Origin of the sequence: Pseudomonas sp. IPO3749, assembly GCF_013386605.1 — a bacterium.
Classification (GTDB): domain Bacteria; phylum Pseudomonadota; class Gammaproteobacteria; order Pseudomonadales; family Pseudomonadaceae; genus Aquipseudomonas; species Aquipseudomonas azotoformans_A.
Window position 1 is genome coordinate 1 of the sequence record NZ_JACARN010000044.1, and the last position, 16,740, is coordinate 16,740.

15 protein-coding genes are annotated in these 16,740 nt (G+C 60.7%); 10 read left to right on the top strand and 5 right to left on the bottom strand.

Annotation, left to right across the window (positions count from 1 at the left end; translation table 11 throughout):
* Positions 1–58: 58 nt before the first annotated feature.
* Entirely contained in the window at positions 59–1,435 is a 1,377-nt protein-coding gene (locus tag HX812_RS18395; RefSeq protein WP_003213894.1) for a glutamine synthetase family protein, read from the bottom strand.
* A 278-nt stretch (positions 1,436–1,713) separates the two neighbouring features.
* On the opposite strand from HX812_RS18395, the gene HX812_RS18400 reads away from it, so the two are divergent.
* From HX812_RS18400 to HX812_RS18435, 8 genes are all read left to right on the top strand, one after another.
* The gene (locus HX812_RS18400; RefSeq protein WP_038850706.1) at positions 1,714–1,953 is read left to right on the top strand and encodes a hypothetical protein; all 240 of its coding nucleotides are present in this window, start codon (positions 1,714–1,716) and stop codon (positions 1,951–1,953) included.
* Positions 1,954–2,032: 79 nt separating this feature from the next.
* Complete coding sequence (locus HX812_RS18405; RefSeq protein ID WP_028618371.1) at positions 2,033–3,391, top strand: glutamine synthetase family protein; 1,359 nt, start codon at positions 2,033–2,035, stop codon at positions 3,389–3,391.
* Between the two features lie 58 nt (positions 3,392–3,449).
* On the top strand, positions 3,450–4,814 hold the full coding sequence (locus HX812_RS18410; protein ID WP_038850705.1) for an aspartate aminotransferase family protein: 1,365 nt from the start codon (positions 3,450–3,452) through the stop codon (positions 4,812–4,814).
* Between the two features lie 197 nt (positions 4,815–5,011).
* A complete protein-coding gene (locus tag HX812_RS18415; protein ID WP_038850721.1) occupies positions 5,012–6,106 on the top strand; it encodes a polyamine ABC transporter substrate-binding protein in 1,095 nt (364 codons plus the stop codon).
* Positions 6,107–6,259: 153 nt separating this feature from the next.
* Complete coding sequence (locus HX812_RS18420; protein ID WP_010207338.1) at positions 6,260–7,354, top strand: polyamine ABC transporter substrate-binding protein; 1,095 nt, start codon at positions 6,260–6,262, stop codon at positions 7,352–7,354.
* A 71-nt stretch (positions 7,355–7,425) separates the two neighbouring features.
* Positions 7,426–8,568 carry an ABC transporter ATP-binding protein gene (locus HX812_RS18425; RefSeq protein ID WP_033897564.1) on the top strand — a complete coding sequence of 381 codons (1,143 nt, stop codon included), beginning with the start codon at positions 7,426–7,428 and terminating at the stop codon, positions 8,566–8,568.
* Entirely contained in the window at positions 8,565–9,485 is a 921-nt protein-coding gene (locus tag HX812_RS18430; RefSeq protein WP_016979002.1) for an ABC transporter permease subunit, read from the top strand. The genes HX812_RS18425 and HX812_RS18430 overlap by 4 nt, the downstream gene beginning before the upstream one ends.
* Entirely contained in the window at positions 9,482–10,366 is an 885-nt protein-coding gene (locus HX812_RS18435; protein WP_016979003.1) for an ABC transporter permease subunit, read from the top strand. Before HX812_RS18430 ends, HX812_RS18435 begins: the two co-directional genes overlap by 4 nt.
* 184 nt (positions 10,367–10,550) lie before the next feature.
* On the opposite strand, the gene HX812_RS18440 is transcribed toward HX812_RS18435, so the two are convergent.
* Positions 10,551–11,192 (bottom strand): HD domain-containing protein, encoded by a 642-nt coding sequence (locus HX812_RS18440; protein ID WP_038850703.1) that lies wholly within the window; start codon positions 11,190–11,192, stop codon positions 10,551–10,553.
* Between the two features lie 285 nt (positions 11,193–11,477).
* On the opposite strand from HX812_RS18440, the gene HX812_RS18445 reads away from it, so the two are divergent.
* A complete protein-coding gene (locus HX812_RS18445) occupies positions 11,478–12,443 on the top strand; it encodes a GlxA family transcriptional regulator (protein WP_038850702.1) in 966 nt (321 codons plus the stop codon).
* Here HX812_RS18445 and HX812_RS18450 read toward each other — a convergent pair.
* Positions 12,421–12,774 carry a carboxymuconolactone decarboxylase family protein gene (locus tag HX812_RS18450; RefSeq protein ID WP_016973032.1) on the bottom strand — a complete coding sequence of 118 codons (354 nt, stop codon included), beginning with the start codon at positions 12,772–12,774 and terminating at the stop codon, positions 12,421–12,423. The genes HX812_RS18445 and HX812_RS18450 overlap by 23 nt on opposite strands.
* A 103-nt stretch (positions 12,775–12,877) precedes the next feature.
* Between HX812_RS18450 and HX812_RS18455 the strand changes: the two genes are divergently transcribed.
* Positions 12,878–13,786 carry an AraC family transcriptional regulator gene (locus HX812_RS18455; protein ID WP_038850697.1) on the top strand — a complete coding sequence of 303 codons (909 nt, stop codon included), beginning with the start codon at positions 12,878–12,880 and terminating at the stop codon, positions 13,784–13,786.
* On the opposite strand, the gene HX812_RS18460 is transcribed toward HX812_RS18455, so the two are convergent.
* Together HX812_RS18460 and HX812_RS18465 are read right to left on the bottom strand one after the other, a co-directional pair.
* Positions 13,772–16,126: a penicillin acylase family protein gene (locus HX812_RS18460; protein ID WP_038850695.1), complete on the bottom strand. Its 2,355-nt coding sequence runs from the start codon at positions 16,124–16,126 to the stop codon at positions 13,772–13,774. The genes HX812_RS18455 and HX812_RS18460 overlap by 15 nt on opposite strands.
* A gap of 31 nt (positions 16,127–16,157) precedes the next feature.
* Positions 16,158–16,733 carry a DUF6436 domain-containing protein gene (locus HX812_RS18465; protein ID WP_038850692.1) on the bottom strand — a complete coding sequence of 192 codons (576 nt, stop codon included), beginning with the start codon at positions 16,731–16,733 and terminating at the stop codon, positions 16,158–16,160.
* Between the last annotated feature and the right edge of the window lie 7 nt (positions 16,734–16,740).

The following is a 16,740-nucleotide window of genomic DNA, read 5'->3' on the forward strand; positions in this document are numbered from 1 at the left end:
GCGGGGCAAGCCCGCTCACCACAACAAGCCCGCTCACCACATTTAATGCAGCCGCCGTTTAGACGGTATGCAGGTACCAGTTGTACTCAAGGTCGGAGATGGAGTGTTCGAACTCCTCCAGCTCACTTTCCTTACAGGCGACGAAGATATCGATGTATTTAGGATCGATGTACTTGGCCATCACCTCGCTGTCATCCAACTCACGCAGGGCATCGCGCAGGTTGTTCGGCAGGCTCTGTTCGTTCTGCTCGTAGCTGTTGCCTTCCACGGGTGCGCCAGGCTCGATCTTGTTGGTCAGGCCGTGGTGCACGCCTGCCAGGACCGAAGCCATCAGCAGGTAAGGGTTGGCGTCGGCGCCGGCCACGCGGTGTTCGATACGTACGGCATCGGACGAGCCGGTCGGTACGCGGATCGCCACGGTGCGGTTATCCAGGCCCCAGCACGGCGAGTTCGGCACGTAGAACTGTGCGCCGAAACGACGGTAGGAGTTGACGTTGGGGCACAGGAACGCCATTTGGGCGGGCAGGGTCTCGAGCACACCGCCGATCGCGTGACGCAATGCGGCGTTCTGCTCGGGATCCTCGCTGGCAAAGATGTTCTTGCCGTCCTTGTCCAGAATGGAGATGTGTACGTGCAAACCGTTGCCTGCCTGGCCTGGGTAAGGCTTGGCCATGAAGGTGGTGTCCATCTCATGGTCGTAGGCGATGTTCTTGATCAGGCGCTTGAGCAGTACCGCGTAGTCGCAAGCCTTGATCGGGTCGGCGACGTGGTGCAGGTTCACTTCGAACTGCGCCGGGGCACTTTCCTTGACGATGGCGTCGGCCGGGATGCCTTGCTCCTTGGCACCTTCCAGGATGTCCTGGAGGCAGTCGACGTATTCGTCGAGGTCGTCGATCAGGTAGACCTGTGTCGAGTGCGGGCGTTTGCCGGAGATCGGCGAGCGGGGGGGTTGCGGGCGGCCGTTCACGTTCTCCTGGTCGATCAGGTAGAACTCAAGCTCGAAGGCGGCGCAGATGGTCAGACCGAGGTCGTCAAATTTGCTTACAACTTGGCGGAGCACTTCGCGCGGATCGGCGAAGAAAGGTTCACCTTCAAGTTCGTGCATGGTCATCAGCAGTTGCGCGGTAGGGCGCTTTTGCCACGGCTCATTGCACAGGGTGTCGGGGATCGGATAACAGATTCGGTCAGCATCACCGATGTCCAGGCCCAGGCCGGTGCTTTCCACCGTAGAGCCGTTGATATCCAGGGCAAATAAAGAGGCAGGCAGGTTAATGCCCTTCTCGTAAACCTTGTGGAGGCTGGTGCGTTCGATGCGCTTGCCGCGCACCACACCATTCATATCCGCAATTAGAAGGTCTACGTACAGAACCTCAGGATGATCCTTAAGGAACGCGTTCGCTTCGTTAAGCTGAACGGCACGCGGGGGTACCGACATGATGCAACACCTTTGTTGTTAAAAATATCAATCATTGATCTTTTCTGGTTTCAGTCAACCCGAACGGCATGCCGAAGTCAAGCGAGGCCTTTTTTGCCCTAAAAAAGCGCTGCGATGGCTTTTTTGGGGCTTTTTGGGGCGGTTTTTCGGGTTTGAGGGACTTGGGACTAGCAGGCTTGAGCGGCCCGTGTTGTATTTTTTACGGGGGTGTTGTGTAAAAAAATGAACAAGGCTAAGCTCGATTCAAACCCATAACAGCAATAATACCGGGGTGCTTCATGTTTCACCTGCCGCCCAACGGCGTCTTGGCCTGCTTCAGCCAGGCTGTGTCATCCGTCCATTCCTCCCGCGTGAATGCCTGCGCACCGGCCATTATTCTTGACGCCCGGGCCGACCTCTTTTTTGCCTCCTCATTTGCCACCGAACGGCCTGCGCCTCGCCTGCTGCTCAAGATTGCGCACAACTTTGGCGTGAGGAATGCAACGCTGCAGCAAATGGCAGGTAAGCTCCTACCCTGAATGAAAAAACGACGCGGATGCTGCGTCAACCAACGCCTGGCCTTTAATGGACGCCAGGAAACCCAGCCCAGAGGCATTTATGAGTAACAACCTCGACCAGCTCACCGATTGGTTGAAAGACCACAAGATCACAGAAGTCGAATGCATGATTGGCGACCTCACCGGCATCACCCGGGGCAAGATCTCGCCGACCAACAAGTTCATCGCCGAGAAAGGCATGCGCCTGCCCGAGAGCGTTCTGTTGCAGACCGTGACCGGCGACTATGTCGAAGACGACATCTACTACGAATTGCTCGACCCGGCCGACATCGACATGATCTGCCGCCCCGACCAGAACGCGGTGTACCTGGTGCCCTGGGCCATCGAGCCTACCGCCCAGGTGATCCACGACACCTACGACAAGCAAGGCAATCCGATCGAGTTGTCGCCGCGCAACGTGCTCAAGAAAGTCCTCAAGCTCTACGCCGACCGCGGCTGGCAGCCCATCGTGGCGCCGGAGATGGAGTTCTACCTGACCAAACGCTGCGAAGACCCGGACTTCCCGCTGCAACCGCCGATTGGCCGTTCCGGTCGCCCGGAGACTGGTCGCCAGTCCTTCTCTATAGAAGCCGCCAATGAATTCGACCCTTTGTTCGAAGACGTTTATGACTGGTGCGAACTGCAGGAGCTGGACCTCGACACCCTGATCCACGAAGACGGCACCGCGCAGATGGAAATCAACTTCCGTCACGGCGATGCGCTGTCCCTGGCCGACCAGATCCTGGTGTTCAAGCGCACCATGCGTGAAGCCGCGCTCAAGCACAACGTAGCCGCCACCTTCATGGCCAAGCCTATGACCGGCGAGCCCGGCAGCGCGATGCACCTGCACCAGAGCATCATCGACATCGCCACCGGCAAGAACGTCTTTTCCAATGAAGACGGGACCATGAGCCAGCTGTTCCTCAACCACATTGGTGGCCTGCAGAAATTCATCCCTGAATTGCTGCCGCTGTTTGCCCCCAACGTGAACTCGTTCCGCCGCTTCCTGCCCGACACCTCGGCGCCGGTCAACGTGGAATGGGGCGAAGAAAACCGCACCGTCGGGTTGCGTGTACCGGATGCCGGCCCGCAGAACCGTCGTGTGGAAAACCGCCTGCCGGGCGCCGACGCCAACCCATACCTGGCGATTGCCGCCAGCTTGTTGTGCGGCTACATCGGCATGGTCGAAGGCCATAACCCGAGCGCGCCAGTGGTGGGTCGTGGTTACGAGCGACGCAACCTGCGCCTGCCGTTGACCATCGAAGACGCCCTGGAACGCATGGAAAACAGCAAGACCATCGAGAAATACCTGGGTCAGAAATTCATCACAGGCTACGTCGCGGTCAAGCGGGCCGAGCATGAAAACTTCAAGCGCGTGATCAGTTCGTGGGAGCGGGAATTCCTGCTCTTCGCCGTCTGATGCGCCGGGCGCACGGGGCAACCCGCGCGCCCTTCACTGAAAAGTCTAGGAGATTGGTATGTCCAGCAACAACCCGCAAACCCGTGAATGGCAAGCCTTGAGCAGTGAGCACCACCTGGCGCCGTTCAGCGACTTCAAGCAATTGAAAGAGAAAGGCCCGCGCATCATCACCAAAGCCCACGGCGTTTACCTGTGGGACAGCGAAGGCAACAAGATCCTCGACGGCATGGCCGGCCTGTGGTGCGTGGCGATCGGTTACGGTCGCGACGAACTGGCTGACGCCGCCGCCAAGCAGATGAAAGAACTGCCGTACTACAACCTGTTCTTCCAGACCGCTCACCCGCCGGTGCTGGAACTGGCCAAGGCCATTTCCGACATCGCACCCGCCGGTATGAACCACGTGTTCTTCACCGGTTCCGGCTCCGAAGGCAACGACACCATGTTGCGCATGGTTCGCCACTACTGGGCGATCAAGGGCCAGCCGAACAAGAAGACCATCATCAGCCGCAAGAATGGCTACCACGGCTCCACAGTAGCCGGCGCCAGCTTGGGCGGCATGACGTATATGCATGAACAGGGCGACTTGCCGATCCCAGGCATCACCCACATCGCCCAGCCGTACTGGTTTGGCGAAGGCGGCGACATGAGCCCCGAAGAGTTCGGCGTGTGGGCCGCCAACCAGTTGGAAGAAAAGATCCTGGAACTGGGCGTGGACAACGTCGGTGCCTTTATTGCCGAGCCGATCCAGGGCGCCGGTGGCGTGATCGTACCGCCGGCCACCTACTGGCCGCGCATCAAGGAAATCCTCGCCAAGTACGACATCCTGTTCATCGCCGACGAAGTGATCTGCGGTTTCGGCCGTACCGGTGAGTGGTTCGGTAGCGACTTCTACAACCTCAAGCCGCACATGATGACCATCGCCAAGGGCCTGACCTCGGGCTACATCCCCATGGGCGGCCTGATCGTGCGCGATGAAGTGGTGGACGTCCTTAATGAAGGCGGTGATTTCAACCACGGTTTCACTTACTCCGGTCACCCGGTCGCCGCTGCGGTGGCGCTGGAAAACATCCGCATCATGCGCGATGAAAAAATCGTTAACCGTGTCCACGACGAAACGGCACCGTATTTGCAGAAACGTCTGAGGGAATTGGCGGATCATCCGCTGGTGGGCGAAGTGCGTGGCGTGGGTATGCTCGGTGCCATTGAACTGGTGCAGGACAAAGCCACCCGCAAGCGTTACGAAGGCAAGGGCGTCGGCATGATCTGCCGTACGTTCTGCTTCGAAAATGGCCTGATCATGCGCGCCGTGGGCGATACCATGATCATTTCGCCACCGCTGGTGATCAGCAAGGCAGAAATCGACGAGCTGGTGACCAAGGCTCGCCAGTGCCTGGACCTGACTTTGGCGGCATTGCAGGGCTAAGTGCTAGGCTCAGAACGCAGCGGCTTCGGGCGCTGCGTCTGAGTGGTTATAAAAATGGGGGCATTGGTTGAAAGCCGGCCCTCGAACTTGCCAGACTGTCGCCCTGTTTTGTTGCCCTTTGGCTGGGCCTCGAAACATATGAAGCTTGTGGCCCAAAAAAGAAAAAATTGGAGCATCACCAAATGAAGGCATTAGGTTTGAAGAACACTGGCAAGACCCTCCTCGCCTTGTCCCTGATGGGCGCAATGGCGGGCGCGGCCCAGGCTGACGATAAAGTGCTGCACGTCTACAACTGGTCCGACTACATTGCACCGGACACCATCGCCAACTTTGAAAAAGAGTCCGGCATCAAAGTGGTGTACGACGTTTTCGACAGCAACGAAACCCTGGAAGCCAAGTTGCTGGCAGGCAAGTCCGGTTACGACATCGTCGTACCGTCGAACAACTTCCTCGCCAAGCAGATCAAGGCCGGTGTCTACCAGGAGCTGGACAAGTCCAAGCTGTCCAACTACGACAACCTGAACAAATCCCTGCTCAAAGCCGTGTCGGTCAGCGACCCGGACAACAAGCACGCCTTCCCGTACATGTGGGGCTCGATCGGCATCGGCTACAACCCGGAGAAGGTCAAGGCTGCGCTGGGCGTGGACAAGATCGATTCGTGGGACGTGCTGCTCAAGCCAGAGAACATCGCCAAGCTGAAAAGCTGCGGCGTGAGCTTCCTCGATTCGCCAACCGAAATGCTGCCGGTGGCGCTGCATTACCTGGGCCTACCGACCGACACCCAGAAGAAGGCCGACCTGAAGCAGGCTGAAGACCTGTTCCTGAAAATCCGTCCTTCGATCGGCTACTTCCACTCGTCCAAGTACATCTCCGACCTGGCCAACGGCAACATCTGCGTGGCCGTGGGTTACTCGGGTGACATCGAACAGGCCAAGTCCCGCGCGGCTGAAGCCGGTGGCAAGGTCAAGGTGGCCTACGACATTCCGAAAGAAGGTGCTGGCAGCTTCTTCGACATGGTCGCCATCCCTAAAGATGCCGAGAACGTCGACGCCGCGTACAAGTTCATGAACTACCTGCTCAAGCCGCAAGTCATGGCTGAAATCACCAACAGCGTGCATTTCCCGAACGGTAACGAGAAAGCCACCGCACTGGTCGACAAAGAAATCACCAGCGACCCGGGCATCTACCCGCCAGCGGACGTACAGGCCAAGCTCTACGCCATTGCTGACCTGCCGGCTGCTACTCAGCGTGAAATGACACGCAGCTGGACCAAGATCAAGTCCGGGAAATAACCGGTCTTTGTTAACCACCGCGCCTGGCGCGGTGGTTATCGAAACAATTAAATGACAGAAAGTTTTGCCGGATCGGTTTATCGAGGGTAAGTTGCGCGCCGGTTTTGTTGCCGGGCAACAACTTTGGGCCCAACTATTTAAGAGGACCTCCACTTGCCAATTTCTTTATTTCGCAAAGCCATGCTGGTGGGTGCAGGTATCACGCTGACGTTGAGCGTGCAGGCCGCACCGACGGTGCATATTTATAACTGGTCGGATTACATCGGCACCGACACCCTGGCCAACTTCGAAAAGGCCAGCGGCATCAAGCCCGTGTATGACGTGTTTGACTCCAACGAAACCCTGGAAGGCAAGCTGCTGGCCGGGCGTACCGGCTACGACGTGGTGGTGCCGTCCAACCACTTCCTGGGCAAGCAGATCAAGGCCGGGGCGTTCCAGAAGCTCGACAAGTCATTGCTGACGAATTACGCCAACCTCGACCCGGCGCTGCTCAAGCGCCTGGAAAAGAATGACCCCGGCAACCAGTACGCCGTGCCGTACCTGTGGGGCACCAATGGCATCGGCTACAACGTCGATAAGGTGAAGGAAGTGCTGGGCGTCGACCATATCGATTCCTGGGCGGTGCTGTTCGAGCCGGAGAACATGAAGAAGCTGGCGACCTGCGGCGTGTCGTTCATGGACTCGGCGGACGAAATGCTGCCGGCGGTGCTCAATTACATGGGCCTGAACCCCAACAGCACGAACCCGGATGACTACAAGAAGGCCGAAGAGAAGCTGCTGAAAGTGCGGCCGTACGTGACCTACTTCCATTCCTCCAAATACATTTCTGACCTGGCCAACGGCAACATCTGCGTGGCGGCGGGTTTCTCCGGCGATGTGTTCCAGGCCAAGGCCCGTGCGGCCGAGGCTGGCAAAGGTGTGAACATCGCCTACACGATTCCCAAAGAAGGCGGCAACCTGTGGTTCGACGTGCTGGCCATCCCCAAGGATGCCACCAACGTCAAAGAGGCCCATGCCTTCATCAACTATTTGCTGCAACCTGAGGTGATCGCCCAGGTCAGTGATTACGTCGGTTATGCCAACCCTAACCCAGGGGCGGACAAATTGATGGAGCAATCGATACGCACGGACGAAGCGGTTTACCCACCGCAGGCGGTACTCGACAGGACCTTTGTCAACTTCGAGCTACCCCCGAAAGTGCAACGTTTGATGACCCGTAGCTGGACCAAGGTCAAGACGGGCAAATAAAGCTTTAACGCTCAAACTATCCTGGGTTCGCCTGCATCGGGCGAACAGCAATTTTGTTGGGAGTTTCGTAAATGGCAGTTGCCTCCGGCGCCTATAAGAAAGCCCTCGAAGGGGACCAGACACCGAAGAAGGTGCTGGTCAAAATCGACCGGGTCACGAAGAAGTTCGACGAGACGATTGCCGTGGACGATGTGTCCCTGGAAATCAAGAAAGGCGAGATCTTCGCCCTGCTCGGCGGTTCGGGTTCGGGCAAGTCCACCTTGCTGCGCATGCTCGCAGGTTTCGAGCGTCCGACCGAGGGGCGCATCTACCTCGACGGCGAAGACATCACTGACATGCCGCCCTACGAGCGGCCGATCAACATGATGTTCCAGTCCTACGCCTTGTTCCCGCACATGACCGTGGCGCAGAACATTGCCTTTGGCCTGCAACAGGACAAGATCCCCAAGGCTGAGGTCGACGCCCGCGTGGCCGAGATGCTCAAGCTGGTGCAGATGAGCCAGTACGCCAAGCGCAAGCCGCACCAGTTGTCTGGTGGCCAGCGTCAGCGTGTGGCCCTGGCGCGCTCCCTGGCCAAGCGCCCGAAACTGCTGCTGCTCGATGAGCCCATGGGCGCCCTCGACAAGAAACTGCGTTCGCAGATGCAGCTGGAACTGGTGGAAATCATCGAGCGCGTCGGCGTGACCTGCGTGATGGTGACCCACGACCAGGAAGAGGCCATGACCATGGCCGAGCGCATCGCGATCATGCACCTGGGCTGGATCGCGCAGATCGGCAGCCCGATCGACATCTACGAAACGCCTACCAGCCGTCTGGTGTGCGAGTTCATCGGCAACGTCAACATCTTCGACACCCAAGTGGTGGATGACGCCGAAGGCCACGCGGTGCTCAAGTGCGCTGACCTCGACCGCGACATCTACGTGGGCTACGGCATCGCCACGTCGGTGGAAGACAAGTCGGTGACCTACGCGATCCGCCCGGAAAAACTGCTGGTCACCACCGAAATGCCGACCTGCGAACACAACTGGTCCAGCGGCAAGGTGCACGACATCGCCTACCTGGGCGGCCACTCGGTGTTCTACGTGGAGCTGCCGAGCGGCAAGCTGGTGCAGTCCTTCGTCGCCAACGCCGAGCGCCGTGGCCAGCGGCCAACCTGGGGTGACCAGGTCTACGTGTGGTGGGAAGACGACAGCGGCGTGGTACTTCGCTCATGAACATGAAGAAGCTCAAGCGCCGCCTGCAACGAATAACGCCCAGTGGCCGTCATGCGGTCATTGGCATTCCCTTCCTGTGGCTGTTCCTGTTCTTCATGCTGCCGTTCTTCATCGTCCTGAAGATCAGTTTTGCCGAAGCCGACGTCGCGATCCCGCCGTACACCGAGATCTACACCTTCGTTGAGCAGAAGCTGCAGTTGGTGCTCAACCTGGGCAACTACGCGATGCTCGGTGACGACGAGTTGTACATCGCCGCGTACCTGGGCTCGCTGAAAATGGCGTTCTTCAGCACGCTGCTGTGCCTGCTGATCGGCTATCCGATGGCCTACGCCATCGCCAGCGCGCGCAAAGAGATGCAGACCGTGCTGGTGCTGCTGATCATGATGCCGACCTGGACCGCGATCCTGATCCGCGTGTATGCGTGGATGGGCATTCTCAGCAACAACGGCTTGCTCAACGGCTTCCTGATGTCCATCGGGTTGATCAACGAACCGCTGCAGATCCTCAACACCAATATTGCGGTGTATATCGGCGTGGTCTATTCGTACCTGCCGTTCATGATCCTGCCGCTGTACGCCAACCTGGTGAAACACGACCAGAGCCTGCTGGAGGCCGCTTCCGACCTGGGTTCGAGCACCTTCAACAGCTTCTGGAAGATCACCGTGCCGCTGTCCAAGAACGGCATCATCGCCGGTTGCATGCTGGTGTTCATCCCCGTGGTGGGCGAGTTCGTGATCCCGGAACTGCTGGGTGGCCCGGAAACCCTGATGATCGGTAAAGTGTTGTGGCAAGAATTCTTCAATAACCGTGACTGGCCGGTGGCCTCTGCCTTGGCGGTGGTGATGCTGGCGATCCTGATCGTGCCGATCATCCTGTTCAACCGCAGCCAAGCCAAAGAGATGGAGGGCAAGATATGAAGCGCTTCAGATTCTCCAGCTTTATGCTGGTGGCGGGGTTGTTGTTCATCTACCTGCCGATGCTGATCCTGGTGATCTACTCGTTCAACGAATCCAAACTGGTGACAGTGTGGGGCGGTTGGTCGATCAAGTGGTACGTGGGCCTGCTGGACAACACCCAGTTGATGGGCTCGGTGGCACGCTCCCTGGAAATCGCCTGCTACACGGCGGTGGCTGCGGTGGCGCTGGGTACGTTGGCGGCGTTCGTGCTGACGCGCATCAGCCAGTTCAAGGGCCGCACGCTGTTCGGCGGCCTGGTGACTGCGCCGTTGGTGATGCCGGAAGTGATCACCGGTCTGTCGCTGTTGCTGCTGTTTGTGGCCATGGCGCAGATGATCGGCTGGCCCCAGGAGCGTGGCATCGTCACCATCTGGATCGCCCACACCACGTTCTGTGCGGCGTATGTGGCGGTGGTGGTGTCGGCGCGTTTGCGTGAGCTGGACCTGTCGATTGAAGAAGCGGCAATGGATTTGGGCGCGCGGCCGTGGAAGGTGTTCTTCCTGATCACCATCCCGATGATCGCGCCGTCGTTGGCGGCGGGCGGCATGATGTCGTTCGCGCTGTCGCTGGATGACCTGGTATTGGCCAGCTTCGTGTCGGGGCCGGGTTCCACCACCTTGCCGATGGAAGTGTTCTCGGCGGTGCGCCTTGGGGTGAAACCCGAGATCAACGCCGTGGCCAGCCTGATCCTGTTGGCGGTGTCGCTGGTGACCTTCCTGGTGTGGTTCTTCAGCCGTCGAGCTGAAGAGCACCGCAAGAAAGCTATCCAGCAAGCCATCGAAGAAGCGGCGGCGGATGGTTGGCAGCAGCCGGACAAGCGTCGGGCGGCTGCACCGGTCTAACGGGCGCAACGCGGTAAAAAATGTGGGAGCTGGCTTTTGTGGCGAGGGAGCTTGCTCCCGCTGGGGTGCGAAGCGCCCCTAAAAGCCGACGACTGCTGCGCAGTCGAACGGGACGGTTCGACGATTCGACAAGCTCCCTCGCCACAGCAAGCCCGCTCCCACATTGGATTGCATTTCAGGTCAACTATGCAGTCCACGGTGATTTGCGGATGACGTCCACAAAATTCATCGGCTTGAACCCCGGCTCCTGATCCACCAGCACATCCGTCTTCACGTTGCCAAACGTGGTCTGCGGACGATGGCGCAAGCCGTCGGCAAACGCGCAGATGATGCACTCTTTGAACCCTTCACCACGTGGATGCGCATGCACCACGGCTTCGCGCTGCACGGTGGAAAATGCGGCGTAGTCCATGCCCAGCACGTCCATTTCTACACCGGCCGTCACCAGCGCCACGGTCGGACGCAGATGCTGCGGCACGCCCGGTGTGGTGTGCAGGGCGATGGACAGCCACACCTGTTCGATATCGTCATCGCTCAGCCCGTAAGGCTTGAGGAAGGCCGCCGCCGCGTTGGCGCCGTCGACTTCAAAGCGTTCGTTGTCACTGCGATGGCCTTCGACCAGGCCCAGGTCATGGAACATCGCGCCGACGTAGAGCAGCTCCGGGTTGTAGGCGAGTTGTTTGCGTTCGCCGCTCAACGCGCCGAACAGGAATACCCGGCGGGAATGGTGGTAGAGCAGGTCGGATTCGACGTCGCGGATGTATTCGGTGGTGGCCTTGGCCAGGGCGCTGTCCGGGATCTGGATGCCGGCGATGGTGGTGCTCATGGTCGTTCTCCTCAACAAAGCGCCGGGGGTGGCGCCGATGAGACCAGTCTGGTCGCGTGCCCGCGAAGGGGCTATGGCGGCGAGGATGCGATCCCGGCCAATGTGCCGTCACATCGTGCCAGCCGGAGTAACCTCTTGAAGCCAGAGAGGATCAAGTGTGGGAGCGGGCTTGCTCGCGAATGCGGTATGTCGGTTAATACAGGTGTCGACTGATCCACCGCATTCGCGAGCAAGCCCGCTCCCACATGGGTTTGTGTTCATTCAGTTAACCAAGGCTAACCATTCATGGGCAAAACCGTCGCCATCCTGATCTTCCCCGGCGTCCAATCACTGGACGTGACCGGCCCCATGGACGTGTTCTGCGAAGCCAACCGTTTTCTACCGCCGCAAGACCATTACCAATTGGACGTGATCGGCTTCGGCCACGGCAGCATGGCCGCTTCCAACGGCCTGTCATTGCAGGCCCACCATCACTACAGCGAAGCCCTGCGAGCCTACGACCTGCTGTTGGTCGCCGGCGGCCCGCAGTTGCCCTTCGAAGACTTCGGCGCCGAGTTCGACGACTGGCTGCGCGGCGCCACCGCCCGCGCGCAACGTTTCGGCTCGATCTGCAACGGCGCCTTCATGCTGGCACGCGCGGGGCTGTTGGACGGCAAAACCGTCACCACCCACTGGAATGACGCAGCGGACCTGGCGCGCCTGTGCCCCACGGCTCAGGTCGACGCCGACCGCCTCTACGTGCAGGACGGCAATCTCTACACCTCGGCCGGGGTCACGGCGGGCATCGATCTGTCGCTGTATTTGTTGGCCCAGGATCACGGCCCGGAAGTCGCGTTGAGTGTGGCCAAGCGCCTGGTGGTGTTCACCCAGCGCTCGGGCGGGCAGTCGCAGTTCAGCCCGTTCCTGACACCCCATGCCGAAACCACCTCGGCGGTGGCGCTGGTGCAGCTGTACGTGTTGGCGAACCTGACGGGGGATTTGACCATTGCTGACCTGGCCAAGGCGGCCAATATGAGCGCGCGTAATTTCTCTCGGGTGTTTGCCCGAGAGGCGCGGATCACGCCAGCGGAGTTTGTCGAACGGGCGCGGGTCGACGCGGCGCGGGTCATGCTTGAAAGCAGCCCCGCACCGCTCAAGACCGTCGCCTATCAATGCGGCTTTCGCGACGCCCAGCACATGCGCAGTGTGTTCAACCGCCGGCTGGGCGTGACGCCGCAACAGTTCCGGCTTAACTTTGCGGCGCCGGTTTGAGGGTGTCGTAGGCTTCCAGTGCGCGCAACGAGTAGATGTACGCCGCGCCCGCATTCAGCGAGATGGCGGTGGCCAGGGTTGCCGCGACTTCTTCGCGGGTGGCTCCAGCCTTGATCGCCGCGTCGGCATGCACGCCGATGCAGCCATCGCAGCGGGTGGTGATGGCCACGGCGATGGAGATCAGTTCACGGGTCTTGGCGTCGAGCACGTTGTTTTCTTCGGCGGCTTCGCCCAGCGCCATGTAGGCTTTGACCATCTTCGGGTTGCTCTTGCCCAGCGCGCCAAAGGCTTTCTTCACGGTAGGCAGCAAGTCGGACCAGTTATTGAACATTGCGGTAACTCCTGAACAGGTGTGGTGGGTGTGAAGCCAGTCTCTTCCGTTCGGAGGTAGCGTTATTGTTCAATCCGCTCATCTTTTTGACCGATGCTCGCAAATGAATTCGATCGACACACTCATCGCGCTGGCCAACCTGCGCGGCAGTCTGGATCTACGCTGTCAATTCCAAGGGGACTGGGCCCTGGACCACTCGCCGGAGAGCCTCGGCTTGGCGCCTTACCACATTGTGCTCAGTGGCAACTGCCGCGCCGAGTTATCAGGCGGGCAGCAGGTGACGCTGGAGGAGGGCGATATTCTGCTGATGCCCGGCGGGGCCACCCATTTATTACGCAGCCAGGGCGCGCGCATCCGGCCGATGCAGCCCACGGTGATCGAGGGTGGCCTGCTCCCGGTGCATCGCCTGGGCGGCGACCGGCCGGACCTCGACATGCTTTGCGGCAGCTTCCACTACAACCGCCAGTCGTTGCTGCTCGGCGCGTTGCCGGAGTACCTGGTGGTGTCCAGTCGCGAGTGGCAGGGCGACGGCCAACTGGCAGCGTTGATTGCTCTGCTGCGCAGTGAAGCGGACAGCCAGCAACTGGGCGCGCGCTCCTTTATCGATGCGTTGTCGTCGGCGCTGTTCACCCTGATCCTGCGCACCTGGCTGGCGCGCCAGGCGCCCGTGGCCGGTACCTTCGCGCTGCTTGCCGATAAGCGCCTGAGCAAGGCCTGGCAGGCGATGCTGGCCGATCCGGGGCATGAGTGGACCATCGACAGCCTGGCGTCGGCTGCGACGATGTCACGCGCCACCTTCATGCGTGCGTTCGTGAAAGTCGCGGGTGTGTCGCCGTGGGTGCTGCTGACCCAGTTGCGCATGGAGCTGGCCTTCAATCTGTTGCGCCAGTCGCACCTGAGCCTGCTGGATATCGCCGCCCAGGTGGGTTACCAGTCCCAGGCGGCATTCAGTAAGAAATTCAAGGAAACCTATGGCGAGGCGCCGGGGCGCCTGCGGTCATCGGGCGGGTAGCAGCTTGAGGGTGCCACGGGTGTTGGCGGTGACTTCCTCGTCGGTGAAGTGCGCCTGTTCGTAGCCGCCTTCGATGTAGGTTTCCGCCTGGTCGCCGTAGTGCCGGTCAAACGGCACCCCGCTTTGGCCGACCGGGTTGATGGTCAACGCGTGGGCTGCGTCGGCGAAGTCGATCAGACGGCGGGTCGAAGGCCCGTAGGTGACGGGCCACGGTGCCGGGCCGATATTGGCCGATTGGTTATTTGGCACTTCGTGCGTGCCCGGCGCCGGGAACGGGCCGACATTGACGATCAGGTCCAACGGTTTCTGCGAGCCCAGCGGGTGGCCGTGGGTCAGGGTATGGGCCTTGCCCCATTGCCATTGGCTCGGGTCATCGCCGAAGGTGGCCTTGAGGTGCGCGAGGCTGTTATCCCAGGCGAGCTTGACGGTGTCGGCGCGCTTGCCGCCCCACCACGGTGAATCCGGCGCGGCGGCCAAGCGTGGCAAGGCAGCGTCGATCACGCGGGTACCGAGCAGGGTCTTGAACATGCCGTCGCCGAGTTTCGGGTGGAAGGCGGCGTCGGCCAGGTTGAACAGGAACTGGTTGAACAGCGTGGCGCTGGTCGAGTCCAGCGGGTAGTCACCCTTCCAGCTTGCAAGCTGTTCCACCAGTTTCAACTGCGCCGGGTCTTTGACCACCTCACGCAGCACCGGCAACAGCGGCGTCAGCAGGCGCGGGCCGAAGGCGGTGGTGGTGCCGAGCTGCAAGGCCTGGCTGTTATTCACATCCCACTTCACGCTCTTGTCGCTCAACTGCGCGTTCAACTGTTGACCACGGTCGGCCAGGTTGTAGTAACCGGGAATCTCCATGCCGGTCGGTGAGACCGGCTGGGCATTGGCTGACACCACGTAACCGCGCGCCGGGTTTTCTTCCTGGGGGTTGGCGCTGAAGGGGTAGAAGCCCAGCTTGTCGGCCTGGGCGGTGCTGCCGTCAAGGATAAACCCGGCGTTGACCCCGGCCGGCCGGATCGGCAACTGCGCCGCCGCCCACCAGCCGATATCGCCCTTGGCATTCGCCCATACAATGTTCAGCCCCGGCGCCGACACCTTGGCCGCCGCCGCACGGGCTTTCACCAGTGTGTCGGCGCGGTTGAGCTGGTAGAAGCCCTCAAGGATCGGATTCTGGGTATCGAGGAACGCCCACCACATGGCAATCGGCGTCTTGCCGGCGTTTTCGCCCAGCACGTCATTGATGATCGGGCCGTGGGGCGATTGGCGCAGGGTCAACGTCACCGGCGTCTGGCCCTTCACGGCGATCTGCTGCTCGGTGCTGCTCATGTCGACCCACTGGTCGTGGTACCAGACCTGGTTGGGGTTGTCCGGGTTGACCTTCTCGGCGATGAGGTCGAGGTCATCGTTCTGGAACATGGTCAGGCTCCAGCCGAAATCCAGGTTGTGCCCCAGGAACGCCACCGGCACCAGTGCATTGTGATAGCCATACAGCTCGAAACCCGGCGCCGATAACTGCGCCTCGTACCACACCGACGGCACCGAGAAACGGATGTGCGGGTCACCGGCGAGCAAAGGCTTGCCGCTCTTGGTACGGTTGCCGCTGATGGCCCAGGCGTTGCTGCCTTCGAACTGCGGCAGGCCGTTGTCGGCCAGGGCCTGTTCGCTCAGGGAGGCGAGGGCGCCGAGGGCCTGCCAATCGCTGGTGGCGAGGTTGAGGGCGCCTTTGGGTTGCCAGTCCAGGTCAAAGACTTTCAGGTAGTCGCTGCCCAGTTGGTCGCGGATGTAGGTCAGCACGGGCTCGGTACGAAACGCGGCGGCAAAGCTGTAGGCCATGTACCCGGCGACGCTGATGGTGTCCTCGGCGGTAAACGGTCGCTTGGGGATGCCCAGCATGTCGAACTCCATCGGGCTGGCGTGGCTGTCCTGATACTGGTTGATTCCGTCCAGGTAGGCTTGCAGCGCCTTCCAGTGCGCCGACTCGTGGTCGAGTTGCGCCACATAGGTGGCCGCACGGTCGCGAATGCGCAGGCTGCGGAACAGCTTGTCGGTCTCCAGCACCTTGGGCCCCAGCACCTCGGCCAGTTCGCCTCGGGCCAGGCGCCGCATGATCTCCATCTGGAACAGTCGGTCCTGGGCGTGCACGTAGCCCAGGGCGCGGTACAGGTCGGTTTCGTTCTCGGCTTGGATGTGCGGTACACCACGGTCGTCGTAACGCACCGTGACCGAGCCTTGCAGGTTGGCCAGTGTGACCGTGCCCTGGCGGGTGGGCTGCTTGCTGTAAACGTACCAACCGGCGCCGAGGGCGACCAGTACGACAAGAACCGCGAGAACCCGCAAGACGCGCTTCATGAACATTCCTTACCAAGAGTGGGGTGGCGAGCTACGAGCCTTTTGGCCACGAACAATAGCAGCCCACCGCCAGGGTGTGCGTGGCATTTACCTCGCGTCCTGTTTCAAGGGCCTTCAAGATCGGCTCGATAAAACTGTTGCTGGAATTACACGTGAGGCCTTCGCTGTAGGGCCCGAAGTACGCGAGCTTGCCGCTGCGATCCCAGATACCCACGGCCGGGCTGGCCGGCACCTGCTCGGCGCCGGGCAGGGCGGCGAGGGTTTTCATGCGGCGCAGGTTGTCGGGCAATTGGCCGTGGCTGCCGGGCTTTTGCAGCGCGTAGAACTCTACGCCTTGGGGCGCGTACTGCTCGATCAGCTCGCCCAAGTGCTGCTGGTTGCCGACGTTGCACGGGCACGCCGGGTCCCAGAAGTGCACCAGGCGAATCGGGCCGGGGCCGGCAAGGTCGGCGGGCAGCTTCAACGGGTCGCCGGAAAACACCGCCGTGTGCTCGCTGAAGGCGCGCAAGTAGCGGCCCTGGAACCAGTCATACGCCGCCCACAGCACGCCGGCGCAGATCACCAGGATCAGGCTCGCGAACAAGGCGGTGCGGTAGGGCTGTCGCATTCAGATG